We start from the raw sequence: 26,569 nt of genomic DNA on the forward strand, positions 1-26,569 counted from the left end.
TGAGAGTGTTTGCTAAACCGTACCGTCAACCATTATTGGCCGCAGCACTTTTTAAATTTTTTACCTGAACCACAAGGGCAGGGATCGTTGCGACCAAACTGCGGACGTGTACCGTCAATATAGTACCATTGACCGTTTTCTTTCAAAAATCGCGAACGTTCAATTATTGCACCTGTTTTGCCACCTTCGGTAAATCGAGCAACAAAACTGACAAATCCGATATTGTCGGCGTCCTGCCAACAATGTTCAAATACGGTCAATCCCAACCATTCAGTATGCGCAAATCCGGTCATCAATTCGGCACGTAACGCCGCTGCTCCACAAGAGGGATGCCAGGTCTTTATTAAATAATCAGCGTCTTGCATCACAAAAGCGCAGTAACGCGAACGCATGAGATGTTCTGGATCAGGTGCAACCTTTTCACCAGACACATAAGGGTGGCAACATAGGCTATACTCGACAGCACTACCACAGGGACAAAGCTGAGACACAAATAATCTCCCTGGAAACAATAACGGCGTATTAACCGCCTGAGTAGCACTATGTTAACCGAGCAGTAGCGATGTGGCTACGATTGCATTCCAGGGGAATCTTGCGGGAATAATGAGAAAGATAAAAATAGGGCTGGCGCTGGGATCTGGCGCGGCGAGAGGTTGGTCGCATATTGGCGTTATTAATGCGCTAAAAAAAGTGGGTATTGAAATTGATATCGTTGCAGGATGTTCAATTGGTTCGCTGGTGGGCGCGGCCTATGCATGCGATCGATTATCTGCGCTGGAAGATTGGGTAACCTCTTTCAGTTATTGGGACGTTTTACGCCTGATGGACCTCTCCTGGCAGCGCGGTGGGTTACTGCGCGGCGAGCGTGTCTTCAATCAATATCGCGAAATAATGCCGGAAACAGAGATCGAAAATTGTTCCCGTCGCTTTGCGGCTGTTGCCACCAATTTAAGTACGGGGCGTGAATTATGGTTTACTGAAGGCGATCTCCATCTTGCTATTCGCGCATCATGCAGTATTCCAGGACTCATGGCACCCGTTGCACATAACGGCTACTGGCTGGTTGATGGGGCAGTAGTTAACCCAATTCCTATTTCTCTTACGCGTGCATTGGGGGCTGATATTGTGATAGCGGTCGACCTGCAGCACGATGCTCATTTGATGCAACAAGATCTGCTCTCCTTTAATGTCAGTGAAGAAAATAGCGAGAATGGTGATTCTCTACCGTGGCATGCGCGTCTGAAAGAAAGGTTAGGCAGCATAACGACACGTCGGGCTGTGACAGCGCCAACGGCAACAGAGATTATGACCACGTCTATCCAGGTGTTGGAGAACCGCCTTAAAAGGAACCGCATGGCAGGTGATCCGCCCGATATTCTGATTCAACCTGTTTGCCCGCAAATATCTACGCTTGATTTCCATCGCGCGCACGCTGCCATTGCGGCCGGACAGCTGGCAGTGGAAAGGAAAATGGACGAACTTTTGCCGTTGGTACGCACCAACATTTGACCAGAATTTTTATCTACACTTAAGTTAATTCTGACAGGCGCAGGTGGCAATAGCATGCCACTATTGAGTAAAGCCAGTCAGGGGAGAGAACATGACGCAGCCATTGGTCGGAAAACAGATTCTCATTGTTGAAGATGAGCAGGTATTTCGCTCGCTTCTGGATTCATGGTTTTCCTCATTGGGAGCGACAACGGTACTGGCGGCTGATGGGGTGGATGCCCTTGAGTTGCTGGGAGGTTTCACTCCAGACCTGATGATATGTGATATCGCGATGCCACGAATGAACGGGCTTAAACTGCTGGAGCATATACGTAACAGAGGCGACCAGACCCCAGTTCTGGTGATATCTGCCACTGAAAATATGGCAGATATTGCCAAAGCGTTACGTCTGGGCGTTGAAGATGTTTTGCTGAAACCAGTTAAAGATCTGAATCGCTTGCGCGAGATGGTTTTTGCCTGTCTCTATCCCAGCATGTTTAATTCGCGCGTTGAGGAAGAGGAAAGGCTTTTTCGCGACTGGGATGCAATGGTTGATAACCCTGCCGCAGCGGCGAAATTATTACAGGAACTACAACCGCCGGTTCAGCAGGTGATTTCCCATTGCCGGGTTAATTACCGTCAATTGGTTGCCGCGGACAAACCCGGCCTGGTGCTTGATATTGCCGCACTTTCGGAAAACGATCTGGCATTTTATTGCCTTGATGTCACCCGAGCTGGACATAATGGCGTACTTGCTGCCTTGTTATTACGCGCATTGTTTAACGGATTATTACAGGAACAGCTTGCACACCAAAATCAACGGTTGCCAGAGTTGGGCGCGTTATTGAAGCAGGTAAACCATTTACTTCGTCAGGCCAATCTGCCGGGGCAGTTTCCGCTATTAGTTGGCTATTATCATCGCGAACTGAAAAATCTCATTCTGGTTTCTGCGGGTCTGAATGCGACGTTAAATACCGGCGAACACCAGGTGCAAATCAGTAATGGTGTTCCGTTAGGCACTTTAGGTAACGCTTATTTGAATCAATTGAGCCAGCGATGCGATGCCTGGCAATGCCAAATATGGGGAACCGGTGGTCGACTGCGCTTGATGTTGTCTGCAGAATGAGCAAACGATAACGCGGGCTAAATTTGCATTACCTGCTAATGTCGGCTGGTGGTACTATCGTCGCCATTCGTATAAGTAATTGTCTTAATTATGCTATCTCGCCTCCTTTTCAGAACTTAGCCCCTTCGGGGTGCTGATATACTGGGATGCGATACAGAAATATGAACACGTTCAAAACACGAACAGTCCAGGAGAATTTAAATGGCTGCCATTAATACGAAAGTCAAAAAAGCCGTTATCCCCGTTGCGGGATTAGGAACCAGGATGTTGCCGGCGACGAAAGCCATCCCGAAAGAGATGCTGCCACTTGTCGATAAGCCATTAATTCAATACGTCGTGAATGAATGTATTGCGGCTGGCATTACTGAAATTGTGCTGGTTACACACTCATCTAAAAACTCTATTGAAAACCACTTTGATACCAGTTTTGAACTGGAAGCAATGCTGGAAAAACGTGTAAAACGTCAACTGCTTGATGAAGTGCAGTCTATTTGTCCACCGCACGTGACTATTATGCAAGTTCGTCAGGGTCTGGCGAAAGGCCTGGGACACGCGGTATTGTGTGCTCACCCGGTAGTGGGTGATGAACCGGTAGCTGTTATTTTGCCTGATGTTATTCTGGATGAATATGAATCCGATTTGTCACAGGATAACCTGGCAGAGATGATCCGCCGCTTTGATGAAACGGGTCATAGCCAGATCATGGTTGAACCGGTTGCTGATGTGACCGCATATGGCGTTGTGGATTGCAAAGGCGTTGAATTAGCGCCGGGTGAAAGCGTACCGATGGTTGGTGTGGTAGAAAAACCGAAAGCGGATGTTGCGCCGTCTAATCTCGCTATTGTGGGTCGTTACGTACTTAGCGCGGATATTTGGCCGTTGCTGGCAAAAACCCCTCCGGGAGCTGGTGATGAAATTCAGCTCACCGACGCAATTGATATGCTGATCGAAAAAGAAACGGTGGAAGCCTATCATATGAAAGGGAAGAGCCATGACTGCGGTAATAAATTAGGTTACATGCAGGCCTTCGTTGAATACGGTATTCGTCATAACACCCTTGGCACGGAATTTAAAGCCTGGCTTGAAGAAGAGATGGGCATTAAGAAGTAACATCCGTATCGGTGTTATCCACGAAACGGCGTTGAGCAATCGACGCCGTTTTTTTATAGCTTATTCTTATTAAATTGTCTTAAACCGGACAATAAAAAATCCCGCCGCTGGCGGGATTTTAAGCAAGTGCAATCTACAAAAGATTATTGCTTGATCAGGAAATCGTCGAGGGATTTACCTTGCTCATCCATTGCTTTTTTGATTACAGCTGGAGTACGGCCTTGGCCAGTCCAGGTTTTAGTTTCGCCGTTTTCGTCAACGTAGCTATATTTTGCCGGACGCTGAGCACGTTTAGCTTTGGTGCCAGATTTAACGGCAGCAAGGCTATTCAGCAGTTCGTTCGGGTCAATACCGTCAGCGATCAGCATTTCGCGATATTGCTGCAGCTTACGAGTGCGCTCTTCAACTTCAGCAGCAGCCGCGCTTTCTTCTTCGCGACGTTCGTTAACAACAACTTCTAATTTTTCCAGCATTTCTTCCAGCGTTTCAAGTGTACATTCTCTTGCCTGCGCACGAAGAGTACGGATGTTGTTCAGAATTTTAAGTGCTTCGCTCATTGTAGTAATCTCAAACTTATATTGGGGTGGTTTGTTGAGGTAATAATAGAGCCTTAAATTCAGTTGTGCAATAGCCAGGAATGTAAGGAATTCAAAATTGTTCTTTATTTTGTGCCGCCAATAAATATCTTTTCATAAAATTAGCCAGAAAAGACGCGGCATATAGCCCTATTTACACCGATGATTTCGCAGCACGTGAGGTTAAAACTTCCTGATTCATGTCACATTTTATGGGGAGATGATCGTCAGCTGACGACCTTTCAGGCTTACGTATTAACTGCGTTTACGAGTATCACCTATTCAGCGAATGATGAAACGTCGAACACTCGCAATAAGAGCATGGACTTAGTATTGCACTATCTACTGGAGGTCAACAGAGGGCTATTACTTGCGCAACAGGTTAAAGATTGTGAATAGTTACCAGCAGTCATTTACCCGCTTATAACAAGCGAGGCAGTTGTAATGATAGCTCAGAAGGATTATGCAAGGCTTCGTAAGGGAGAACGCATATACCCACTTCTGTGCATACTGTTGAGCTGAAAAACTGACGAATTATGATAAACTCCAGCCAACTTTATTTCATATCATTGAGGGCCTGTGGCTGATGGCACAGCTATATTTCTACTATTCCGCAATGAATGCGGGTAAGTCTACAGCATTGTTGCAATCTTCATACAATTACCAGGAACGCGGCATGCGCACTGTCGTATATACGGCAGAAATTGATGATCGCTTTGGTGCCGGGAAAGTCAGTTCGCGTATAGGTTTGTCATCGCCTGCAAAATTATTTAACCAAAATTCATCATTATTTGATGAGATTCGTGCGGAACATGAACAGCAGGCAATTCATTGCGTACTGGTTGATGAATGCCAGTTTTTAACCAGACAACAAGTATATGAATTATCGGAGGTTGTCGATCAACTCGATATACCCGTACTTTGTTATGGTTTACGTACCGATTTTCGAGGTGAATTATTTATTGGCAGCCAATACTTACTGGCATGGTCCGACAAACTGGTTGAATTAAAAACCATCTGTTTTTGTGGCCGTAAAGCAAGCATGGTGCTGCGTCTTGATCAAGCAGGCAGACCTTATAACGAAGGTGAGCAGGTGGTAATTGGTGGTAATGAACGATACGTTTCTGTATGCCGTAAACACTATAAAGAGGCGTTACAAGTCGGCTCATTAACGGCTATTCAGGAAAGGCATCGCCACGATTAATAAGAATTTCTTTACTGACAGGGTGAGCAGGGCACTTTTATCCTGTCAGTTCGTTTTACGCACTTCTTCCGGGCTATATACCCTTCTCAGCAGTTTTTTAACGCCGCTATACGCCTCACAGGGCTCTTAAGCACCGACGTTGACTTGTGACCTGTAAAGTACAATATCCCTGTGTTTAGGCGTTATACATCGTCGCAAATATGATGAAGGCTAATGCTGTCGGTTTATGGAAAAGTTGCTTTGGGTAAACAAAAAAACGGCCCCAGAAGGGGTAATGCCAGTCAGTTAAGCAACTGACTGGCTCTTTTTCGGAGCTGTGGGGTATTTCCAGGGCCTCTCCTTTACCACTCTCGGGAAGGCCCTTTCCCTTCTCGTCGGTAATTTCACAAGTTGTCCCATACTTGCAAGATCGCGCATCAGCTCCGGTATACGTCCCGGTGAAGCGCCCTGCAATGTCATCAGCATTCTCATCACCATTCCGCATGATTCTGAGAAACTCAGTTGATTCGGCCAGTAACCTTTCAGATGTTCCGCCATTTTAATCATCTGATATCTCACCAGATTATAAGCCAGTAAGACACCCCACAGCTCTTGCTCCACAAGCTCCGGCTTTTTACTTCTCAGCGTCAGCCTGCTCAGTTGCATCGTCTGTTTTATCTCCCTGTATCCCAGTTCGATTTCCCAGCGATGACTGTACAGATCCGCCATTTCTCCTCCGGGGAAGCGCATGGCGTCCGTCATCGACGTCAGCAGATGGCAGACTTTTCCTTTGCGCGTCACGGTCAGCAGGCGGGCTGTCACTTCATTTCCCAGTCCCGGCCACTTTTTTCGTGCCTGCGGGCTGGTTTTCAGCTTCACCAGATGATCGCCTTTACCCAGTTTTCTGAGCTCTTCATATTGCGCTCCCTTTCTGAGAGGTATCATCCAGTGGCGGTGTTCTCCCGCCAGGCTCCAGCCATTTAACAGTCCCAGTGAGTAATAACCTTTATCCATTAACGTCAGAGTGTTATCGCCGGTTTGTTCTATAAGTTGCTCAGCAAGCTCATTTTCGCTGTTCTTCATCGTGCCGAAGGCTGCAGCCGTCAGCAGATGGCTGGTCAGTTCCATCTGGCAGACCATTTTGACCTGCGGGTAGAGCGCCGGGTTCCCGGCATGTGTCTGGCGGGGGAAGGCTGCATCGTTCTCTGGTGTATCCGGTGTGCGCCAGAACACACCATCGATGGCCAGCAGGGTCAGGCCGCACCAGTGCGGATGCGGCGTGGCGTTATGCCAGAGCTGCGCTGTTTTCGTGAACACGCGGCGGACAGCCTCACTTCCCAGGCGCTGGCGGGCCTGAATAACGGCACTGGGGGCAACGAAGGGGCGATTGCCCGGCAGCATGATGTCCAGGCGATTCACAATCTGGTGAAGAGGTTCTTTACGCTCAAGCGCCATGCCAACAATACACCAGACCATCATTTCGAGGGGAAGACGGCGCTTGCGTAGCGTTACAGTACCTGATTCGGCAAGGCAACGAGAGATGAGTTCGGGGTCGAGGTAATCCCCCAGAGAAGTCAGTGGGTTACGCAGAGAATCGTAACGGGATACCAGATCAAGAGCCTGTCCAATGTGCATAAAAAAATCCGGAAACAAGTGAGCGTTTCCGGATTCTTACACAGCCACTGGATCGGTCAACTGATCCTTAACTGATCGGCATTACCCCAGAAGGGGCCGTTTATATTGCCAGACAGCGCTACTGATTAAGCGGATTTTTTCGCTTTTTTCTCAGCTTTAGCCGGAGCGGCTTCTTTTTTCGCTGCAGTTTCATCTTCTACATAATCACGACCGTAGTAGGTATCCAGCAGAATCTGTTTCAGCTCGGAGATCAGCGGGTAACGCGGGTTAGCGCCGGTGCACTGGTCATCGAATGCATCTTCAGACAGTTTATCCACGTTCGCCAGGAAGTCTGCTTCCTGAACGCCAGCTTCACGGATAGATTTCGGAATACCCAGTTCAGCTTTCAGCGTTTCCAGCCATGCCAGCAGTTTCTCGATCTTAGCAGCAGTACGGTCGCCCGGTGCGCTCAGACCCAGGTGGTCGGCAATTTCAGCATAACGACGGCGAGCCTGCGGACGGTCATACTGGCTGAATGCAGTCTGCTTGGTCGGGTTGTCGTTCGCATTGTAGCGAATAACGTTACAAATCAGCAGGGCGTTTGCCAGACCGTGCGGAATATGGAACTGGGAACCCAGTTTGTGCGCCATTGAGTGACATACACCCAGGAAGGCGTTCGCAAATGCGATACCCGCGATAGTTGCTGCACTGTGAACACGTTCACGCGCTACCGGATTTTTAGACCCTTCGTGGTAGGACGCTGGCAGATATTCTTTCAGCAGTTTCAGTGCCTGCAGAGCCTGACCATCAGAGAACTCAGATGCCAGTACAGAAACATAAGCTTCCATGGCGTGAGTTACTGCGTCCAGACCACCGAAAGCACACAGGGACTTCGGCATGTCCATAACCAGGTTGGCGTCGACAATCGCCATATCCGGGGTCAGCGCATAGTCCGCCAGCGGGTATTTCTGACCAGTAGCGTCGTCAGTTACAACCGCAAACGGAGTGACTTCAGAACCTGTACCAGAAGTGGTGGTGACAGCGATCATTTTCGCTTTCACGCCCATTTTCGGGAACTTGTAGATACGTTTACGGATATCCATAAAGCGCAGCGCCAGCTCTTCGAAGTGAGTTTCCGGATGTTCGTACATAACCCACATGATCTTCGCGGCGTCCATCGGGGAACCACCACCCAGCGCGATAATCACGTCTGGTTTGAAGGAGTTTGCCAGTTCTGCACCTTTACGAACGATGCTCAGGGTCGGGTCCGCTTCTACTTCGAAGAAGACTTCAGTTTCAACGCCTGCTGCTTTCAGTACGGAAGTGATCTGATCAGCATAACCATTGTTGAACAGGAAGCGGTCAGTCACGATGAGCGCACGTTTGTGGCCATCAGTAATCACTTCATCCAGCGCGATTGGCAGGGAGCCACGGCGGAAGTAGATAGATTTCGGAAGTTTGTGCCACAACATGTTTTCAGCTCGCTTAGCAACGGTTTTCTTGTTGATCAGGTGTTTCGGACCAACGTTTTCAGAGATGGAGTTACCACCCCAGGAACCACAACCCAGAGTCAGGGAAGGTGCGAGTTTGAAGTTATACAGGTCACCGATACCACCCTGAGAAGCCGGGGTGTTAATCAGGATACGAGCTGTTTTCATTTTCTGACCGAAGTAAGAAACGCGAGCCGGTTGGTTATCCTGGTCAGTGTACAGGCAAGAGGTATGACCGATACCGCCCATAGCAACCAGTTTCTCTGCTTTTTCTACCGCGTCTTCGAAATCTTTAGCGCGGTACATTGCCAGAGTCGGGGACAGTTTTTCATGTGCGAACGGTTCGCTTTCATCAACAACGGTCACTTCACCGATCAGAATCTTGGTGTTTTCTGGTACAGAGAAGCCTGCCAGTTCAGCAATTTTATAGGCTGGCTGACCAACGATAGCCGCGTTCAGCGCACCATTTTTCAGGATAACATCCTGAACAGCTTTCAGCTCTTTACCCTGCAACAGATAGCCGCCGTGGGTTGCGAAACGTTCACGTACTGCGTCATAAACAGAGTCAACAACAACAACAGACTGTTCAGAAGCACAGATTACGCCGTTGTCGAAGGTTTTGGACATCAGTACAGATGCAACTGCACGTTTGATATCAGCAGTTTCATCAATAACAACTGGAGTGTTACCCGCGCCTACACCGATAGCTGGTTTACCGGAGCTGTATGCGGCTTTAACCATGCCCGGACCACCAGTCGCGAGGATCAGGTTGATGTCTGGGTGGTGCATCAGTGCGTTAGACAGTTCAACAGAAGGTTGATCGATCCAGCCGATCAGATCTTTCGGAGCACCGGCAGCGATAGCAGCCTGCAGAACGATATCAGCCGCTTTGTTGGTTGCATCTTTTGCACGCGGGTGCGGGGAGAAGATAATGGCGTTACGGGTCTTCAGGCTGATCAGCGATTTGAAGATAGCAGTTGAAGTCGGGTTAGTGGTCGGAACGATACCGCAAATAATACCGATTGGTTCAGCGATAGTGATGGTACCAAAAGTGTCGTCTTCAGACAGAACACCACAGGTTTTTTCATCTTTATAGGCGTTGTAGATATATTCAGAAGCAAAGTGGTTTTTGATCACTTTATCTTCGACGATACCCATGCCGGATTCGGCAACGGCCATTTTCGCGAGTGGGATTCGAGCATCTGCAGCAGCCAGAGCGGCGGCGCGGAAGATTTTGTCTACTTGCTCTTGAGTGAAACTGGCATATTCACGCTGGGCTTTTTTTACACGCTCTACGAGTGCGTTAAGTTCAGCGACATTAGTAACAGCCATAATGCTCTCCTGATAATGTTAAACTTTTTTAGTAAATCATCTGCTCGAATACGAGAGTATAGTCAGTGCGGTGATGATTTGCTTAACCGATGAAAATCAAAAGCTTACTCGCGCTCACACTCACTGTGATTTACTAAAAGAGTTTAAACATTAGAGTTATTATCTCTAATGCGTCACTTCCAGGTGGCGTAAGCAAGATTACTCACTTCTGGGTACTGATTACGTGATCCAAATCAAATTTTTGCAAAGCTGACACCTTTCAGCATCGCTTTTCGCCATTATAGCTAACAGTTAATAAATTGTAGTATGATTTGGTGGCTACATTAGCATGTTTTGCACAACTAGATAACAATAACGAATGATAGCAATTTTAAGTAGTTAGGAGGTGAAAAATGCTGTCAAAAGGCGTATTGTCAGCGCGTCTTTTCAACCTTATTTATGGCTAACATTATCCGGCTTTTGCTTCGGAGCGAACCGTGATTCAGACCCTTTTTGATTTTCCCGTTTACTTCAAATTTTTCATCGGGTTATTTGCGCTGGTCAACCCGGTAGGGATTATTCCCGTCTTTATCAGCATGACCAGTTATCAGACAGCGGCAGCGCGAAACAAAACTAACCTTACAGCCAACCTGTCTGTGGCCATTATCTTGTGGATCTCGCTTTTTCTCGGCGACACGATTCTACAACTTTTTGGTATATCAATTGATTCGTTCCGTATCGCCGGGGGCATCCTGGTGGTGACGATAGCGATGTCGATGATCAGCGGCAAGCTTGGCGAGGATAAACAGAACAAGCAAGAAAAATCAGAAACCGCGGTACGTGAAAGTATTGGTGTGGTGCCATTGGCGTTGCCGTTGATGGCGGGGCCAGGGGCGATCAGTTCTACCATCGTCTGGGGTACGCGTTATCACAGCATTAGCTATCTGTTTGGTTTCTTTGTGGCTATTGCATTGTTCGCTTTATGTTGCTGGGGATTGTTCCGCATGGCACCGTGGCTGGTACGGGTTTTACGCCAGACCGGCATCAACGTGATTACGCGTATTATGGGGCTATTGCTGATGGCATTGGGGATTGAATTTATCGTTACTGGTATTAAGGGGATTTTCCCCGGCCTGCTTAATTAATTCCTTTCAAATGAAACGGAGCTGCCATGCTCCGTTTACTTCGTCATTATTTTTACTTTGTTCCCGCGCAGTTATCAAAAGCAAAAGGAATAGGTAAAAATATTCTTCTCAAATTACAGTTAGTTATAAGGATTTCCTTAACTGCTTCTCCTCACCATCATGTTATTTTCGCCACATCATAATCCTGGGCTTGCTGAAGAATAATTGAAATGATATTAGTAATTCCACTGCCTTTGGTAGAGGAAAGTGCTAAATAATAATCAATTGTTAAATTATTGTGCATTTCACTACTGGAACTGTAATCAGAAAAGATAGACATGCTTAGCCAATCTCTATTTGATTGAATTGAAAGGTAATGACTCCAACTTACTGATAGTGTTTTATGTTCAGATAATGCCCGATGACCTTGTCATGCAGCTCCACCGATTTTGAGAACGACAGTGACTTCCGTCCCAGCCTTGCCAGATGTTGTCTCAGATTCAGATTATGTCGCTCAATGCGCTGAGTGTAACGCTTGCTGATAACGTGCAGCTTTCCCTTCAGGCGTGATTCATACAGCGGCCAGCCATCCGTCATCCATACCACGACCTCAAAGGCCGACAGCAGGCTCAGAAGACGCTCCAGTGTGGCCAGAGTGCGTTCACCGAAGACGTGCGCCACAACCGTCCTCCGTATCCTGTCATACGCGTAAAACAGCCAGCGCTGACGTGATTTAGCACCGACGTAGCCCCAATGTTCGTCCATTTCAGCGCAGACAATCACATCACTGCCCGGTTGTATGCGCGAGGTTACCGACTGCGGCCTGAGTTTTTTAAGTGACGTAAAACCGTGTTGAGGCCAACGCCCATAATGCGTGCACTGGCGCGACATCCGACGCCATTCATGGCCATATCAATGATTTTCTGGTGCGTACCGGGCTGAGAGGCGGTGTAAGTGAACTGTAGTTGCCATGTTTTACGGCAATGAGAGCAGAGATAGCGCTGATGTCCGGCAGTGCTTTTGCCGTTACGCACCACGCCTTCAGTAGCGGAGCAGGAAGGACATCTGATGGAAATGGAAGCCACGCAAGCACCTTAAAATCACCATCATACACTAAATCAGTAAGTTGGCAGCATTACCGAATTGAAAGATGTTTGTTAAGGCATGGATGCAAGCTATAGATTCTGATACGGTCAATAAAAGAGAATCGCTTAACAATTTTGCAAAATGTATTGGCGAGTAAGAACCGCATTTGGTACTTTCCGGGCAACCGCCAGACGATTCTTTATTGGTAATGAGAATAATTAACAATTAAAGAGCGTCGCGAAAGAATAATGTGTCTCGACAGGGGAGACACAGTACGAATCGACATAAGGTGATCGTCTGAATCACCAGAATAAATAAAGTCGGTGATAGTAATACGTAACGATAAAGTAACCTGACAGCAGAAAGTCTCCGAGCTTGTGCAGGGTCCCAATCCGGGATTACACATGCTGGTTAATACCAGTAATTATAATGAGGGAGTCCAAAAAACAATGACCAACATCACCAAGAGAAGTTTAGTAGCAGCTGGCGTTCTGGCTGCGCTAATGGCAGGGAATGTCGCGCTGGCAGCTGATGTACCCGCAGGCGTCACACTGGCGGAAAAACAAACACTGGTACGTAACAATGGTTCAGAAGTTCAGTCATTAGATCCGCACAAAATTGAAGGTGTTCCGGAGTCTAATATCAGCCGAGACCTGTTTGAAGGCTTACTGGTCAGCGATCTTGACGGTCATCCAGCACCTGGCGTCGCTGAATCCTGGGATAATAAAGACGCGAAAGTCTGGACCTTCCATTTGCGTAAAGATGCGAAATGGTCTGATGGCACGCCAGTCACAGCACAAGACTTTGTGTATAGCTGGCAACGTTCTGTTGATCCGAACACTGCTTCTCCGTATGCCAGTTATCTGCAATATGGGCATATCGCCGGTATTGATGAAATTCTTGAAGGGAAAAAACCGATTACCGATCTCGGCGTGAAAGCTATTGATGATCACACATTAGAAGTCACCTTAAGTGAACCCGTTCCGTACTTCTATAAATTACTTGTTCACCCATCAACTTCACCGGTGCCAAAAGCCGCTATCGAGAAATTCGGCGAAAAATGGACCCAGCCTGGTAATATCGTCACCAACGGTGCCTATACCTTAAAAGATTGGGTCGTAAACGAACGAATCGTTCTTGAACGCAGCCCGACCTACTGGAACAACGCGAAAACCGTTATTAACCAGGTAACCTATTTGCCTATTGCTTCTGAAGTTACCGATGTCAACCGCTACCGTAGTGGTGAAATCGACATGACGTATAACAACATGCCGATCGAATTGTTCCAGAAGCTGAAAAAAGAGATCCCGGACGAAGTTCACGTTGATCCATACCTGTGCACTTACTATTACGAAATTAACAACCAGAAACCGCCATTCAACGATGTGCGTGTGCGTACCGCACTGAAACTAGGTATGGACCGCGATATCATTGTTAATAAAGTGAAAGCGCAGGGCGACATGCCCGCCTATGGTTATACTCCACCGTATACTGATGGCGCAAAATTGACTCAGCCAGAATGGTTTGGCTGGAGCCAGGAAAAACGTAACGAAGAAGCGAAAAAACTGCTGGCTGAAGCGGGTTATACCGCAGACAAACCGTTGACCATCAACCTGCGGTATAACACCTCCGATCTGCATAAAAAGCTGGCGATTGCTGCCTCTTCATTGTGGAAGAAAAACATTGGTGTAAACGTCAAACTGGTTAACCAGGAGTGGAAAACGTTCCTCGACACCCGTCACCAGGGCACTTTTGATGTGGCCCGTGCAGGCTGGTGTGCAGACTACAACGAACCAACTTCCTTCCTGAACACCATGCTGTCGAACAGCTCGATGAATACCGCGCATTATAAGAGCCCGGCCTTTGACAGCATTATGGCGGAAACGCTGAAAGTGACTGACGAGGCGCAGCGCACAGCTCTGTACACTAAAGCAGAACAACAGCTGGATAAGGATTCGGCCATTGTTCCTGTTTATTACTACGTGAATGCGCGTCTGGTGAAACCGTGGGTTGGTGGCTATACCGGCAAAGATCCGCTGGATAATACCTATACCCGGAATATGTACATTGTGAAGCACTAATGGCAATACGTGGGGCAGGAGTGTCCTGCTCCACGGTGTCTGATTTTTATCGCATTACAGAAGGCACAGGCCAGAAGGTAGGGCAATGTTAAAATTTATTCTACGTCGTTGTCTGGAAGCGATTCCGACGCTATTTATTCTTATTACTATTTCGTTCTTTATGATGCGCCTCGCGCCGGGAAGCCCTTTTACCGGCGAACGTACTTTACCGCCAGAAGTGATGGCCAATATCGAAGCGAAATATCATCTTAATGATCCGATCATGACACAGTATTTCAGCTACCTGAAACAACTGGCGCATGGCGATTTCGGTCCATCGTTTAAATATAAAGATTATTCGGTCAATGACCTGGTGGCATCCAGTTTTCCCGTTTCTGCCAAACTGGGAGCCGCCGCATTTTTCCTTGCGGTAATACTGGGTGTTAGTGCTGGCGTTATTGCCGCATTAAAACAAAACACCAAATGGGACTATACCGTGATGGGGCTGGCAATGACCGGGGTTGTTATCCCCAGTTTTGTGGTTGCGCCATTATTAGTCATGATATTTGCGATCATTTTGCATTGGCTGCCGGGCGGTGGCTGGAATGGTGGGGCGCTTAAATTCATGATATTGCCGATGGTGGCGTTGTCACTCGCCTATATCGCCAGTATTGCGCGTATTACCCGTGGCTCTATGATTGAAGTATTACACTCCAACTTTATTCGTACTGCCCGGGCGAAAGGGTTACCTATGCGGCGGATCATTTTACGCCATGCATTAAAACCTGCTCTGTTACCCGTGCTCTCCTATATGGGCCCCGCATTTGTCGGCATTATTACCGGTTCTATGGTCATCGAAACCATTTATGGTTTGCCGGGGATTGGGCAACTGTTCGTTAATGGCGCATTGAACCGTGACTATTCCTTAGTGTTAAGCCTGACCATCCTGGTTGGTGCGTTAACCATTTTGTTTAATGCCATTGTCGATGTGCTATATGCGGTTATCGACCCGAAAATCCGTTACTGATACTGGAGCTCGCGATGATGTTAAGTAAGAAAAACAGCGAGACGCTGGAAAATTTCAGTGAAAAGCTGGAGGTCGAAGGGCGCAGCTTGTGGCAGGACGCACGTCGACGTTTTATGCATAACCGTGCGGCGGTTGCCAGTCTGATAGTGCTGGTGCTGATCGCGTTATTTGTAATCCTGGCACCGATGCTTTCCCAGTTTGCCTATGACGATACTGACTGGGCGATGATGTCCAGCGCCCCGGATATGGAGTCCGGTCACTACTTTGGTACTGACTCATCCGGTCGCGACCTGCTTGTGCGCGTTGCGATTGGCGGGCGTATCTCACTCATGGTCGGTGTTGCTGCGGCACTGGTGGCAGTGGTCGTGGGGACACTTTATGGTTCGCTTTCCGGTTATCTGGGCGGTAAAGTGGATTCGGTAATGATGCGTCTGCTGGAAATCCTCAACTCCTTCCCATTCATGTTCTTCGTCATTTTGCTGGTGACCTTTTTCGGCCAAAACATCCTGCTGATTTTCGTGGCGATTGGCATGGTTTCCTGGCTGGATATGGCTCGTATTGTGCGTGGGCAAACCCTGAGTCTGAAGCGCAAAGAGTTTATTGAGGCGGCACAAGTTGGCGGTGTATCGACGCCGGGCATTGTTATTCGCCACATTGTGCCGAACGTACTCGGTGTGGTGGTGGTCTACGCATCGCTACTGGTGCCCAGCATGATCCTCTTTGAATCTTTCCTTAGCTTCCTGGGGTTGGGTACGCAAGAGCCGTTAAGCAGCTGGGGGGCATTGCTGAGTGATGGCGCGAACTCGATGGAAGTCTCTCCATGGTTACTGTTGTTCCCAGCGGGATTCCTTGTGGTGACACTGTTTTGTTTCAACTTTATCGGCGATGGCTTGCGTGATGCCCTCGACCCGAAAGATCGTTAAGGAGTGCAGCCATGAGCGTAATTGAAACTGCAACTGTGCCGCTCGCACAACAACAGGCTGACGCACTGCTGAACGTGAAAGATTTGCGTGTCACCTTTAGTACCCCGGACGGCGACGTCACGGCGGTCAATGATTTAAATTTTTCCCTACGTGCCGGAGAAACGCTGGGCATTGTAGGTGAGTCTGGTTCGGGTAAATCGCAAACTGCATTTGCGTTGATGGGCCTGTTGGCTGCCAACGGACGCATTGGCGGATCGGCAACCTTCAATGGGCGTGAAATCCTCAATTTGCCAGAGCGTGAACTCAATAAACTGCGCGCTGAACAAATCTCAATGATTTTTCAGGACCCAATGACTTCGTTGAATCCCTATATGCGCGTCGGTGAGCAGTTGATGGAAGTGCTGATGCTGCATAAGAACATGAGCAAAGCTGAGGCGTTTGAAGAGTCGGTGCGGATGCTCGATGCGGTAAAAATGCCGGAAGCACGTAAACGCATGAAAATGTACCCGCACGAATTTTCTGGCGGCATGCGTCAGCGAGTCATGATTGCGATGGCATTGCTATGTCGACCTAAGTTGCTGATTGCGGATGAACCCACTACAGCGCTGGACGTCACCGTACAGGCGCAGATCATGACGCTATTGAATGAACTGAAGCGGGAATTTAATACTGCCATCATTATGATCACCCACGATCTTGGCGTGGTGGCGGGGATCTGTGACAAAGTGCTGGTAATGTACGCCGGGCGCACGATGGAATATGGCAATGCGCGCGATGTCTTTTATCAACCCGTTCATCCTTATTCTATCGGTTTGCTCAACGCGGTGCCGCGTCTTGATGCGGAAGGTGAAACAATGTTGACCATCCCGGGTAATCCGCCAAACTTGCTGCGATTACCGAAAGGTTGCCCGTTCCAGCCACGTTGTCCACATGCGATGGAAATTTGTAGTAGCGCACCGCCGCTGGAAGAGTTTACGCCTGGCCGTCTGCGTGCTTGCTTTAAACCGGTGGAGGAACTGTTATGAATGCTGTAACTGAAGGAAGAAAAGTCCTCCTTGAAATCGCCGATCTTAAAGTGCACTTTGAAATCAAAGATGGCAAACAGTGGTTCTGGCAACCGCCGAAAACGCTCAAAGCCGTCGATGGTGTCACTCTTCGCCTGTATGAAGGGGAAACATTAGGTGTGGTAGGGGAATCGGGATGCGGTAAGTCCACCTTTGCTCGCGCCATCATCGGTTTGGTCAAGGCGACCGACGGTCATGTTGCCTGGTTAGGTAAAGAGTTGCTGGGCATGAAGCCCGATGAATGGCGTGCCGTTCGCAGTGATATTCAGATGATTTTCCAGGATCCGTTGGCATCGCTAAACCCGCGTATGACCATCGGCGAGATCATCGCTGAACCACTGCGTACTTATCATCCGAAAATGTCACGCCAGGAAGTTCGCGAGCGCGTGAAGGCGATGATGCTGAAAGTCGGGTTATTGCCTAACCTGATTAACCGCTATCCGCATGAGTTCTCCGGTGGGCAGTGCCAGCGTATCGGGATTGCTCGTGCTCTTATTCTTGAACCGAAGCTGATTATCTGCGATGAGCCGGTTTCGGCGCTGGACGTGTCAATTCAGGCGCAGGTGGTTAACCTGCTCCAGCAGCTGCAACGTGAGATGGGATTGTCATTAATTTTTATTGCTCATGACCTGGCCGTGGTAAAACACATTTCCGATCGTGTGTTGGTGATGTATCTCGGCCATGCAGTAGAACTGGGGACCTATGATGAGGTCTACCACAATCCACTACATCCTTACACCAGGGCATTGATGTCGGCAGTCCCCATACCTGATCCGGATCTGGAGAAGAACAAAACCATCCAGTTACTGGAAGGGGAATTACCGTCGCCGATCAACCCGCCTTCCGGTTGTGTTTTCCGTACCCGTTGCCCGATTGCCGGTCCGGAGTGCGCCAAAACACGTCCTGTTCTGGAGGGGAGTTTCAGACACGCCGTTTCTTGCCTGAAAGTCGATCCGCTTTAAAAACAATAAGGGCTGACAGTTGTCAGCCCTTTTTCACGCTAAAAGCGATTATTTATTCCCGCCAGATGATATGGCAAAGTTTGTGATCTTTTTCGCGGCATAACAGAATGCGGGCGAAAACATCGCTGATTTCACCATCTTCACTGTCCGTCAGACCAATCACCACTTCGGCAAAAAAGTCCGGGTTCAAATCGAAATCAACATGTTCCTGCCAGTCTTCCGCCGGATCGAATAACTCCGCGCCGCCGCGCTCTTCAAACTGAAGATTGAACAGCAGAACATCAGCTGGATCGAGATTGTCGGCAGCCAGTTCGAGAAAAATATCGTAGGCCTGCTCAAGCGTTTCATCTTCAGTCAGGCGATTGTTTAGATCCATATCCATAGTCACTACCTGTTTAACCTCTGTTGGCGACGTTTTACAGCAACGGGCTGAAGAAGTAAAACAGTCGCTCGGCGACACGTTGCCATAATGGACGTTTTAGCCATAAACGGGCATCGAGCAGACGTGAACGCGAAATATAATCGTCCTGAACGGCGGCAAGGTCTGCACCAAAACCTTTATCGTCGATTGCCAAGGTAATCTCGAAATTCAGCCACAGACTACGCATATCAAGGTTAACGGTGCCAACCAGACTTAGTTCGCCATCGACCAGCACGCTCTTGGTATGCAGTAACCCGCCTTCAAACTGATAAATTTTAACCCCAGCAGCAAGCAGTTCCGTAAAGAATGCGCGACTGGCCCAGCCGACCAGCATCGAGTCATTTTTTCGCGGAAGGATAATACTGACATCCACCCCGCGCTGCGCCGCCGTGCAAATCGCATGAAGTAAATCATCGCTTGGCACAAAGTAGGGCGTGGTCATGATCAAATATTCATGCGCCGAATAAGCCGCAGTCAATAATGCCTGGTGAATGAGATCTTCCGGAAAGCCGGGGCCAGAAGCAATTGTGTGAATGGTGTGACCGCTGGCCTGTTCAAACGGCATAATATTGACATCTGGTGGTGGCGGCAGAATACGTTTTCCGGTTTCAATCTCCCAGTCGCAGGAATAAATAATCCCCATCGCGGTGGCGATGGGGCCTTCCATACGCGCCATCAGATCAATCCATTGCCCTACGCCCGCATCTTGTTTGAAGTAGCGAGGATCGACCATATTCATGCTGCCGGTGTACGCGATGTAATTATCGATCATGATCATCTTGCGATGTTGGCGCAGGTCCATACGGCGTAAAAACACACGCATCAGATTGACCTTTAAGGCTTCGACCACTTCAATACCGGCATTACGCATTAGCTCGGGCCACGGGCTGCGGAAAAAAGCCACACTCCCGGCGGAGTCGAGCATCAATCGGCAATGAATACCACGCCGTGCAGCCGCCATTAATGATTCAGCCACCTGGTCCGCCATGCCGCCGGGCTGCCAGATATAAAACACCATCTCAATATTATGGCGCGCGAGCTGGATGTCGCGGATTAACGCCTGCATCACATCATCTGACTCGGTCATCAGCTGTAGCTGATTCCCTTTGACCCCAGCGATCCCCTGACGACGCTCGCAAAGCTTGAATAATGGCGCAGCGACACTGCTATTTTCTTCGGCGAAGATATGCTTACAGGCTTTAAGGTCGTTAAGCCATTTTGCGGTGGAAGGCCACATCGCTCTGGCGCGCTCAGCGCGGCGTTTGCCTAAATGGAGCTCGCCAACGGCAAGATAGGCAATAATTCCGACTAACGGCAGAATGTAAATAATCAACAGCCAGGCCATCGCGGAGGGAACTGCGCGTCGTTTCATTAGAATGCGTAAAGTTACGCCTGCAATGAGCAACCAGTATCCCAGAATGGCCAACCAACTCACCAACGTATAAACGGTTGTCATAGATTAGAAATCCTTTTGAAAGCGCATTGTTATGAGTTTACGCATATGGATTCATCTGGCAAATAAAAACGCGGGAAAAGCACTGGTCAGCGTCGGGGGCGGGGGTATAATGACCATTCTGTTATTGCATAGAGTAGTTAACATGAAGCGGAGTAGAACGGAAGTGGGGCGCTGGCGCATGCAGCGTCAGGCTAGCCGACGTAAATCGCGTTGGCTTGAGGGGCAATCGCGCCGAAATATGCGTATCCACAGCATCAGGAAGTGCATTCTAAACAAACAGCGTAACTCGTTATTGTTTGCGATCTACAATATCTAAATGTACTGGGCACCATTGCGGTGCCCAATAAGTTTACTCTTCCGTCTTTAAACTCTATTTTTGCGCCGATTCTTTACTGTCAGCTTTCGTTTCTTGTTCATCGTTATCGCTGAAAATACCATGACCTGAGTTCAACAACATTGAAACGAGCATATCATTATTAATCTCTTCACCATTTAAAACTCGCGCCAGAATTTCGCTGCCAAACAGTTGCGGTGAGAGAATGATATCCGGATGTACCATCTTAATCTTATTCAGGTTTTTGCTATCACTGACGGCGAGAACTGTTTTGACATCACTGCTCATATCTTTTGCCGAGAGTACAACAAACGCGTTATCTGCATCGTTATCACTCAGCGCCAGAATGGCCCGGCAACGATCGATTCCCGCTTTCTTTAATACTGAACTGTCATTACTGTCACCGGGGATAACATCAGCGTTATCGCCTAAGCGTTGCTCAAGTTGCTTGATATCATCTTCAGGCAAGTTGCTGATAACCGTTACGTTTTGTCCGCGTTGATTCAGTTGCAGGATCGTATTGATGGCGAGAATCGAATGTCCGCAAACAATAAAATGATCTTTACGATGCATTGTATGATTGTTTCCTTTTAAAAGTTTGTTGAATCCCCCGCGGATAAGCGGACCAAAAATTGAGGTCATAGATGTGGCAAAAACGGTAATGCCGGAAATAATGACCGAAATAGTGAACAATCGTGCTGATTCAGAAACAGGGACAATATCTCCATAGCCGACGGTTGACATGGTTTCTATCGAAAAATAGAACGCGGTCATCAAACTTTCTATTCGCGGATTAAAACCTTCGCTTAAATAAAGCGCACCGTAGGTTGAGTAAAACAGTAATGTCGTGAAACTAATAAATGCAAAAATTGTCCCGGCTGCGGCGCTACTGTGGGAGAAGTCTTTGCGCAGTATCAGCAAAAACACCAGCGTAAAAATGCAAAATCCAATACTAAATTTCAGCCAGGGATAAAAATGCAGGGTGTAAATTAGCGCTATCAACAACAAAATGATACTGATTGCCCATGCGAGCTTTGCCCGGAACAGTAAGCCAATGGAGTTCAGGACAAGAAAGACGCCGAGCATAAATAGTGGGGCGTTTGCCAGCAAGGAGAGATCCAACTCTGAAAATGCTTTGATATGGAAAATATCAAGCAAATTGACCGACATACCATAGATTGTTTTAAAAATAAGCAATCCATTTAAAAAGACGGCCAGCGCGAGAATGTCGTGCCGTAGGGTCACCCATAAATTTGTTGCTGTTTGTTTGAATGTAGCCCAGTGACTCACTGATACCTCTGTAACCACAATTTTGTTTAATTATCTTAGCGTGCACATTTTCTGAACATACATGCAGCGCGTGAATGTGTTAAACAATAGTAGATGACTTTATCCGCAGTAATCAAAGGTTTTGAGTGAGCAACTCTGCGTCAGGAAAGGGCTTTTTTCCTGAACATGCTCACATCATATAAAGAAATACAGATAAAGTTATTATCTGCTTGTGGTAGTGAATGCACTGACCGGCTATAAGGAAAGGCCAAACAAGAACACGGTTGCAAAAACCGTGCCCTTAAATATTGGATCTCTATGAGGTAGCCTGAGTTTAACGGACACTCCTTCCTGAAATAGAATGGCATCAGAAGGAGCTAATAATGAGCAGAAAAACCCAACGTTACTCTAAAGAGTTCAAAGCCGAAGCTGTCAGAACGGTTCTTGAAAATCAACTTTCGATCAGTGAAGGCGCTTCCCGATTATCTCTTCCTGAAGGCACTTTAGGACAATGGGTTACCGCCGCCAGAAAAGGGCTCGGTACTCCTGGTTCCCGCACGCTGGCTGAACTGGAATCTGAAATTCTGCAACTGCGTAAGGCGTTAAATGAAGCTCGCCTTGAGCGAGATATATTAAAAAAAGCAACAGCGTATTTTGCACAGGAGTCACTGAAAAATACGCGTTAATCGAACAATGGCGACAACAATTTCCCATTGAAGTGATGTGTCAGGTATTTGGTGTATCCAGGAGCGGTTATTACAACTGGGTACAGCATGAACCCTCAGACAGAAAACAAAGTGATGAGCGGCTAAAACTGGAGATTAAGGTGGCACATATCCGCACTCGCGAAACATATGGAACCCGGCGGCTCCAGACGGAGCTGGCAGAGAATGGCATCATCGTTGGTCGTGACCGACTGGCACGTCTTCGTAAGGAGCTGAGGCTACGCTGTAAGCAGAAACGCAAGTTCAGAGCGACTACGAACCCGAACCACAATCTGCCAGTTGCGCCAAATCTGCTGAACCAGACGTTCGCTCCTACAGCACCAAATCAGGTCTGGGTGGCGGACCTGACGTATGTTGCCACACAGGAGGGATGGTTGTACCTCGCTGGCATCAAAGATGTTTATACGTGCGAAATTGTCGGCTACGCCATGGGAGAGCGCATGACAAAAGAGCTGACAGGTAAAGCCCTGTTTATGGCGCTCAGGAGCCAGCGCCCACCTGCCGGGCTAATCCACCACTCTGATCGAGGTTCACAGTACTGCGCATACGATTACCGGGTCATACAGGAGCAGTCTGGTCTGAAAACATCAATGTCGCGTAAAGGTAACTGTTACGACAACGCTCCGATGGAAAGCTTCTGGGGAACGCTGAAAAATGAGAGCCTGAGCCACTATCGTTTTAATAACCGGGATGAAGCCATCTCAGTAATACGGGAATACATTGAGATTTTCTACAATCGTCAGCGTCGTCACTCTCGTCTGGGGAATATCTCCCCGGCAACCTTCAGGGAAAAATATCATCAGATGGCTGCTTAAAAAAAGAACAAATGGTAGTGTCCGCTATTGCCAGTACACCTCACTACTCAGAACACTTTCTTAAATGGTTTCACTGAAACGTGTTCATAGACTCCTGCCGCTACGTACGGGTCAGCATCGGCCCAGGCCTGAGCTGCTTCCAGCGATTCAAATTCAGCAATAACGGTTGAGCCAGTAAATCCCGCAGCCCCTGGATCGTTACTGTCTACCGCTGGCATTGGACCAGCTGTCAACAAACGACCTTCATCATGCAGTAACTGTAAACGTGCTAAATGTGCCGGACGAACGGAAAGGCGTTTTTCGAGGCTATCAGCTTTGTCTTGAGCGTAAATAACATACAACACGGGCACAACTCCTTGTTCGGGAAAGTTGTAAAGTACGTTATTTGAAAGGGCGAAGATCTGCAACGGAAAGATGATGTCTTTGTTAAGGTCATGCATAAAGTAAGGGTAATTACGCCAAAAATGACATTTTCACTGATCCTGATCGTCTTGCCTTATTGAATATGATTGCTATTTGCATTTAAAATCGAGGCTTAGTTTTTCTACTGAAATGATTATGACTTCAATAACCCTTGATTTACCTCGCCGCTTCCCCTGGCCGACGTTACTTTCGGTCTGCATTCATGGTGCTGTTGTGGCGGGGCTGCTCTATACCTCGGTACATCAGGTTATTGAACTACCTGCGCCTGCGCAACCAATTTCTGTCACGATGGTTGCGCCTGCTGATCTCGAACCGCCACAAGCCGTTCAGCCGCCACCGGAGCCGGTGGTAGAGCCAGAACCGGAACCTGAGCCGATCCCCGAACCGCCAAAAGAAGCACCGGTGGTCATTGAAAAGCCGAAGCCGAAACCTAAGCCAAAACCGAAGCCGGTGAAAAAGGTACAGGAGCAGCCAAAACGCGATGTCAAACCCGTAGAGTCGCGTCCGGCATCACCGTTTGAAAATACGGCACCCGCGCGCCCCACATCAAGTACGGCAACGGCTGCAACCAGCAAGCCGGTTACCAGTGTGGCTTCAGGACCACGCGCATTAAGCCGTAATCAGCCGCAGTATCCGGCACGAGCACAGGCATTGCGCATTGAAGGGCAGGTTAAAGTTAAATTTGACGTCACGCCGGATGGTCGCGTGGATAACGTACAAATCCTCTCAGCCAAGCCTGCGAACATGTTTGAGCGTGAGGTGAAAAATGCGATGCGCAGATGGCGTTATGAGCCGGGTAAGCCAGGCAGTGGGATTGTGGTGAATATCCTGTTTAAAATTAACGGCACCACCGAAATTCAGTAAGCAGAAAGTCAAAAGCCTCCGACCGGAGGCTTTTGACTATTACTCAACAGGTAAGGCGCGAGGTTTTCCTTCAGGATCAACCGCTACATACTTAAATAATGCTTCTGTCGCTTTATAGCGTTGCCCGATTGGTTCAGACGCTACTTTTTTCACCCACACTTCAATATTAATGCTGACCGATGTCGTCCCTTTCTGGACACAGCGTGCATAGCAGCACACCACATCGCCGACCGCAACCGGCCGTAAGAAAGTCATTCCTTCAACCCGCACAGTCACTACGCGACCGTGGGCAATTTCTTTTGCCAGAATAGCGCCGCCAATATCCATTTGTGACATTAACCAACCACCAAAGATGTCACCATTGGCATTGGTATCGGCGGGCATGGCTAAAGTACGTAAAACAAGATCGCCCTGAGGGACGTTATGTGTTGTAGACATGGTAAAACCGACTTAAAAGGAAAATCACAGGCGCGATGCTACTATGATTTTCCTGAGGAGAACAGAGGAGATACAGCGCCAGCCCCGAAGGACTGGCAGTCTGGTTAGGATTTATCTTCCTGCGGCATGTGGCGGTAGATATAGATACCGCTTAACAATGTGAAGATTAAGGTAAGGGCGGTCAGGCCAAAGACTTTAAAGTTGACCCAAATATTTTGCGGCAGCCAGAATGCGATGTAGATGTTTGCCAGACCGCAAAGGATAAAGAAAACAGCCCAGGCCAGATTTAGCTTCGACCATACCGGTTGCGGCAGCGTGAGTTCTTTACTCAGCATCCGCTGAATTAGCGGCTTTTTCATCACCCATTGGCTGACTAACAGGGCTCCCGCAAACAGAGCATAAATGACTGTAACCTTCCATTTAATAAACTCATCATTGTGGAAGAACAGCGTCAAGCCACCGAAGACGACCACCAGAACAAAAGTGATCAGGGCCATCTTCTCAACCTTACGAAAGCGAACCCAGCTATAGATAAGCACAATCGCCGTGGCGACGATCAGCGCTGCAGTAGCCGCATAGATGTCATAAATCTTGTAAAACGCGAAAAAGACAACCAGCGGTAAAAAATCAAGAAACTGCTTCATTTTACGATTCCGTAATCAAATGCTTAAGGTTATTGGCGAATCAACATATACAGGCGGAACAGATAGATGAGCAATATGGCAGAAATCAGGTTGCTCAAGGTGTTCGCCAGTACGGCACCAATTTCCGGGGTTAATGCGGCAAAAGAAGAGGCAAAAAGCAGCAACAGTGTTTTTGCCAGCAACCAGCTCAGTACTGCGGGTGCCACCAGACGCATATTCGCCCAAGTCAGCCGCATACTGCTACGCATCGAGGCAAAAATGCCCATTTTGTCCTGTACCAGCATCACCGGTGCCAGGGCCAGTAAAATGGCCATGATAATTCCCGGAACGACCACCAGCATGATGCCAATCTGTACTAAAAGGGTAGTCAGAAAAATCAGAATAAATAACTTGGGCAATATCGGCGCACTGGCACCAATAGCTCGCAGCGCACTGACTCTCTGACCCGCAGACACCAGCTGGATAATTAATATTACGCCTCCGGCGAGAATGGCGTTACCGATTAATTCTGAAAAAGTGGACGCCGCTGAAGCCTGCAGCAAAATTTGTTGCTGTTCCGGTGACATATTCTGAACCAGGTCGAACAACCCACTACTGCCGCTAACGGGCACGCCGTCATTGAGCTGCGCAAGCTGTGCATCACTGGGTGAGAAAACATGCCCTAACACCACTGTGATAAACGCACATAGCAACGATACCAACAGAATGGTCATAAATTGATTACGGAAGAAATTTCCGGTGTCACGGTATACGGACTGCGCCGTGATAGACATGCACTCTCCTTGAGTTTTATGCAGGTGTTAATTAGCGGGCAATTGTACCCTGGTTAAGCCTCGGGTGGCAGCATCAGGTCTTGTATGGAAAAGCATATCTTTGTAAAGCGGAGGTAATTGCTGGCCTTCAGGCGTGGGCAAAGCGCGGCAAGTGGCGATCGAGTTAATATTTGCGTAGAGAAAATATTTAAAAATTGATTTAAATCACATTAACCAGGATTCTCAATGCAACTTCTAAATTAATCCAGATCAATAAATGGTGAA

Annotated in this window: 26 protein-coding genes and 3 other annotated features; of the genes, 13 read left to right on the forward strand and 13 right to left on the reverse strand. The window is 48.1% G+C overall.

Features of this window, described 5'->3' with window-relative positions; translation table 11 throughout:
* Window positions 1-32: 32 nt before the first annotated feature.
* Window positions 33-491, reverse strand: coding sequence for a hypothetical protein (gene ychJ, locus SF1233; protein NP_707139.5), 459 nt, complete (start codon window positions 489-491; stop codon window positions 33-35).
* Window positions 492-603: 112 nt separating this feature from the next.
* Between ychJ and ychK the strand changes: the two genes are divergently transcribed.
* From ychK to galU, 3 genes are all read left to right on the forward strand, one after another.
* Entirely contained in the window at window positions 604-1,509 is a 906-nt protein-coding gene (gene ychK / locus SF1234; protein NP_707140.2) for a hypothetical protein, read from the forward strand.
* A 91-nt stretch (window positions 1,510-1,600) separates the two neighbouring features.
* Window positions 1,601-2,614: a response regulator of RpoS gene (hnr, locus tag SF1235; RefSeq protein ID NP_707141.1), complete on the forward strand. Its 1,014-nt coding sequence runs from the start codon at window positions 1,601-1,603 to the stop codon at window positions 2,612-2,614.
* A 201-nt stretch (window positions 2,615-2,815) separates the two neighbouring features.
* A complete protein-coding gene (galU, locus tag SF1236) occupies window positions 2,816-3,724 on the forward strand; it encodes a UTP-glucose-1-phosphate uridylyltransferase (RefSeq protein ID NP_707142.1) in 909 nt (302 codons plus the stop codon).
* A gap of 143 nt (window positions 3,725-3,867) precedes the next feature.
* Here galU and hns read toward each other — a convergent pair whose 3' ends face one another.
* Window positions 3,868-4,281, reverse strand: coding sequence for a global DNA-binding transcriptional dual regulator H-NS (gene hns, locus SF1237; protein ID NP_707143.1), 414 nt, complete (start codon window positions 4,279-4,281; stop codon window positions 3,868-3,870).
* Window positions 4,282-4,885: 604 nt separating this feature from the next.
* Here hns and tdk point away from each other — a divergent pair.
* Complete coding sequence (gene tdk / locus SF1238) at window positions 4,886-5,503, forward strand: thymidine kinase (protein NP_707144.1); 618 nt, start codon at window positions 4,886-4,888, stop codon at window positions 5,501-5,503.
* A gap of 271 nt (window positions 5,504-5,774) precedes the next feature.
* Window positions 5,775-7,202 (reverse strand) — a mobile genetic element.
* Here tdk and SF1239 read toward each other — a convergent pair.
* A complete protein-coding gene (locus tag SF1239; RefSeq protein NP_707145.1) occupies window positions 5,789-7,135 on the reverse strand; it encodes an insertion sequence IS4 transposase InsG in 1,347 nt (448 codons plus the stop codon). It overlaps the preceding feature by 1,347 nt.
* A 40-nt stretch (window positions 7,203-7,242) precedes the next feature.
* Window positions 7,243-9,918: a bifunctional acetaldehyde-CoA/alcohol dehydrogenase gene (gene adhE, locus SF1240; protein NP_707146.1), complete on the reverse strand. Its 2,676-nt coding sequence runs from the start codon at window positions 9,916-9,918 to the stop codon at window positions 7,243-7,245.
* Window positions 9,919-10,394: 476 nt separating this feature from the next.
* Between adhE and ychE the strand changes: the two genes are divergently transcribed.
* Window positions 10,395-11,042 carry a hypothetical protein gene (gene ychE, locus SF1241; RefSeq protein ID NP_707147.2) on the forward strand — a complete coding sequence of 216 codons (648 nt, stop codon included), beginning with the start codon at window positions 10,395-10,397 and terminating at the stop codon, window positions 11,040-11,042.
* Window positions 11,043-11,393: 351 nt separating this feature from the next.
* Window positions 11,394-12,161: a mobile genetic element, on the reverse strand.
* Here the strand turns inward: ychE and insB are convergent.
* Both insB and insA read right to left on the reverse strand, forming a co-directional pair.
* On the reverse strand, window positions 11,409-11,804 hold the full coding sequence (gene insB, locus SF1242; protein ID NP_707148.1) for an insertion element IS1 protein InsB: 396 nt from the start codon (window positions 11,802-11,804) through the stop codon (window positions 11,409-11,411). (Overlaps the previous feature by 396 nt.)
* Window positions 11,831-12,106 (reverse strand): insertion element IS1 protein InsA, encoded by a 276-nt coding sequence (gene insA, locus SF1243; RefSeq protein NP_707149.1) that lies wholly within the window; start codon window positions 12,104-12,106, stop codon window positions 11,831-11,833. (Lies within the feature at window positions 11,394-12,161.)
* Window positions 12,162-12,556: 395 nt before the next feature.
* Here insA and oppA point away from each other — a divergent pair.
* The 5 genes from oppA to oppF all read left to right on the forward strand — a co-directional run bounded on the left by oppA (window position 12,557) and on the right by oppF (window position 18,143).
* A complete protein-coding gene (gene oppA, locus SF1244) occupies window positions 12,557-14,188 on the forward strand; it encodes an oligopeptide ABC transporter substrate-binding protein OppA (protein NP_707150.2) in 1,632 nt (543 codons plus the stop codon).
* An 85-nt stretch (window positions 14,189-14,273) separates the two neighbouring features.
* A complete protein-coding gene (oppB, locus tag SF1245; protein ID NP_707151.1) occupies window positions 14,274-15,194 on the forward strand; it encodes an oligopeptide ABC transporter permease OppB in 921 nt (306 codons plus the stop codon).
* Between the two features lie 14 nt (window positions 15,195-15,208).
* The gene (oppC, locus tag SF1246) at window positions 15,209-16,117 is read left to right on the forward strand and encodes an oligopeptide ABC transporter permease OppC (RefSeq protein NP_707152.1); all 909 of its coding nucleotides are present in this window, start codon (window positions 15,209-15,211) and stop codon (window positions 16,115-16,117) included.
* A gap of 11 nt (window positions 16,118-16,128) precedes the next feature.
* The gene (gene oppD, locus SF1247) at window positions 16,129-17,142 is read left to right on the forward strand and encodes an oligopeptide ABC transporter ATP-binding protein OppD (protein NP_707153.1); all 1,014 of its coding nucleotides are present in this window, start codon (window positions 16,129-16,131) and stop codon (window positions 17,140-17,142) included.
* The gene (oppF, locus tag SF1248) at window positions 17,139-18,143 is read left to right on the forward strand and encodes an oligopeptide ABC transporter ATP-binding protein OppF (RefSeq protein ID NP_707154.1); all 1,005 of its coding nucleotides are present in this window, start codon (window positions 17,139-17,141) and stop codon (window positions 18,141-18,143) included. Before oppD ends, oppF begins: the two co-directional genes overlap by 4 nt.
* A 52-nt stretch (window positions 18,144-18,195) precedes the next feature.
* Here the strand turns inward: oppF and SF1249 are convergent, their stop codons facing one another.
* From SF1249 to kch, 3 genes are all read right to left on the reverse strand, one after another.
* Window positions 18,196-18,603, reverse strand: coding sequence for a hypothetical protein (locus tag SF1249; RefSeq protein ID NP_707155.4), 408 nt, complete (start codon window positions 18,601-18,603; stop codon window positions 18,196-18,198).
* Window positions 18,560-20,020, reverse strand: coding sequence for a cardiolipin synthetase (gene cls, locus SF1250; RefSeq protein NP_707156.1), 1,461 nt, complete (start codon window positions 20,018-20,020; stop codon window positions 18,560-18,562). The genes SF1249 and cls overlap by 44 nt, the downstream gene beginning before the upstream one ends.
* 370 nt (window positions 20,021-20,390) lie before the next feature.
* Window positions 20,391-21,644, reverse strand: a complete 1,254-nt coding sequence (kch, locus tag SF1251; protein ID NP_707157.2) for a voltage-gated potassium channel — start codon at window positions 21,642-21,644, stop codon at window positions 20,391-20,393.
* Between the two features lie 298 nt (window positions 21,645-21,942).
* Window positions 21,943-23,206, forward strand: a mobile genetic element.
* Between kch and SF1252 the strand changes: the two genes are divergently transcribed.
* On the forward strand, window positions 22,007-22,309 hold the full coding sequence (locus SF1252) for an insertion sequence element IS600 transposase (RefSeq protein NP_707158.1): 303 nt from the start codon (window positions 22,007-22,009) through the stop codon (window positions 22,307-22,309). Its footprint overlaps the feature before it by 303 nt.
* Window positions 22,450-23,163 (forward strand): insertion sequence element IS600 integrase core domain-containing protein, encoded by a 714-nt coding sequence (locus tag SF1253; RefSeq protein NP_707159.1) that lies wholly within the window; start codon window positions 22,450-22,452, stop codon window positions 23,161-23,163. (Lies within the feature at window positions 21,943-23,206.)
* Before the next feature lie 4 nt (window positions 23,207-23,210).
* On the opposite strand, the gene yciI is transcribed toward SF1253, so the two are convergent.
* Window positions 23,211-23,507 (reverse strand): hypothetical protein, encoded by a 297-nt coding sequence (yciI, locus tag SF1254; RefSeq protein ID NP_707160.4) that lies wholly within the window; start codon window positions 23,505-23,507, stop codon window positions 23,211-23,213.
* A gap of 214 nt (window positions 23,508-23,721) precedes the next feature.
* On the opposite strand from yciI, the gene tonB reads away from it, so the two are divergent.
* Window positions 23,722-24,450 carry a transporter gene (gene tonB, locus SF1255; RefSeq protein ID NP_707161.2) on the forward strand — a complete coding sequence of 243 codons (729 nt, stop codon included), beginning with the start codon at window positions 23,722-23,724 and terminating at the stop codon, window positions 24,448-24,450.
* A gap of 39 nt (window positions 24,451-24,489) precedes the next feature.
* Here tonB and yciA read toward each other — a convergent pair whose 3' ends face one another.
* The 3 genes from yciA to yciC all read right to left on the reverse strand — a co-directional run bounded on the left by yciA (window position 24,490) and on the right by yciC (window position 26,305).
* Window positions 24,490-24,888, reverse strand: coding sequence for an acyl-CoA thioesterase (yciA, locus tag SF1256; protein ID NP_707162.1), 399 nt, complete (start codon window positions 24,886-24,888; stop codon window positions 24,490-24,492).
* A 104-nt stretch (window positions 24,889-24,992) separates the two neighbouring features.
* Complete coding sequence (yciB, locus tag SF1257; RefSeq protein NP_707163.1) at window positions 24,993-25,532, reverse strand: intracellular septation protein A; 540 nt, start codon at window positions 25,530-25,532, stop codon at window positions 24,993-24,995.
* Window positions 25,533-25,561: 29 nt separating this feature from the next.
* Window positions 25,562-26,305 carry a hypothetical protein gene (gene yciC / locus SF1258; RefSeq protein ID NP_707164.2) on the reverse strand — a complete coding sequence of 248 codons (744 nt, stop codon included), beginning with the start codon at window positions 26,303-26,305 and terminating at the stop codon, window positions 25,562-25,564.
* Window positions 26,306-26,569: the final 264 nt, after the last annotated feature.

Origin of the sequence: Shigella flexneri 2a str. 301, from assembly GCF_000006925.2 — a bacterium.
Lineage (GTDB): Bacteria > Pseudomonadota > Gammaproteobacteria > Enterobacterales > Enterobacteriaceae > ECMA0423.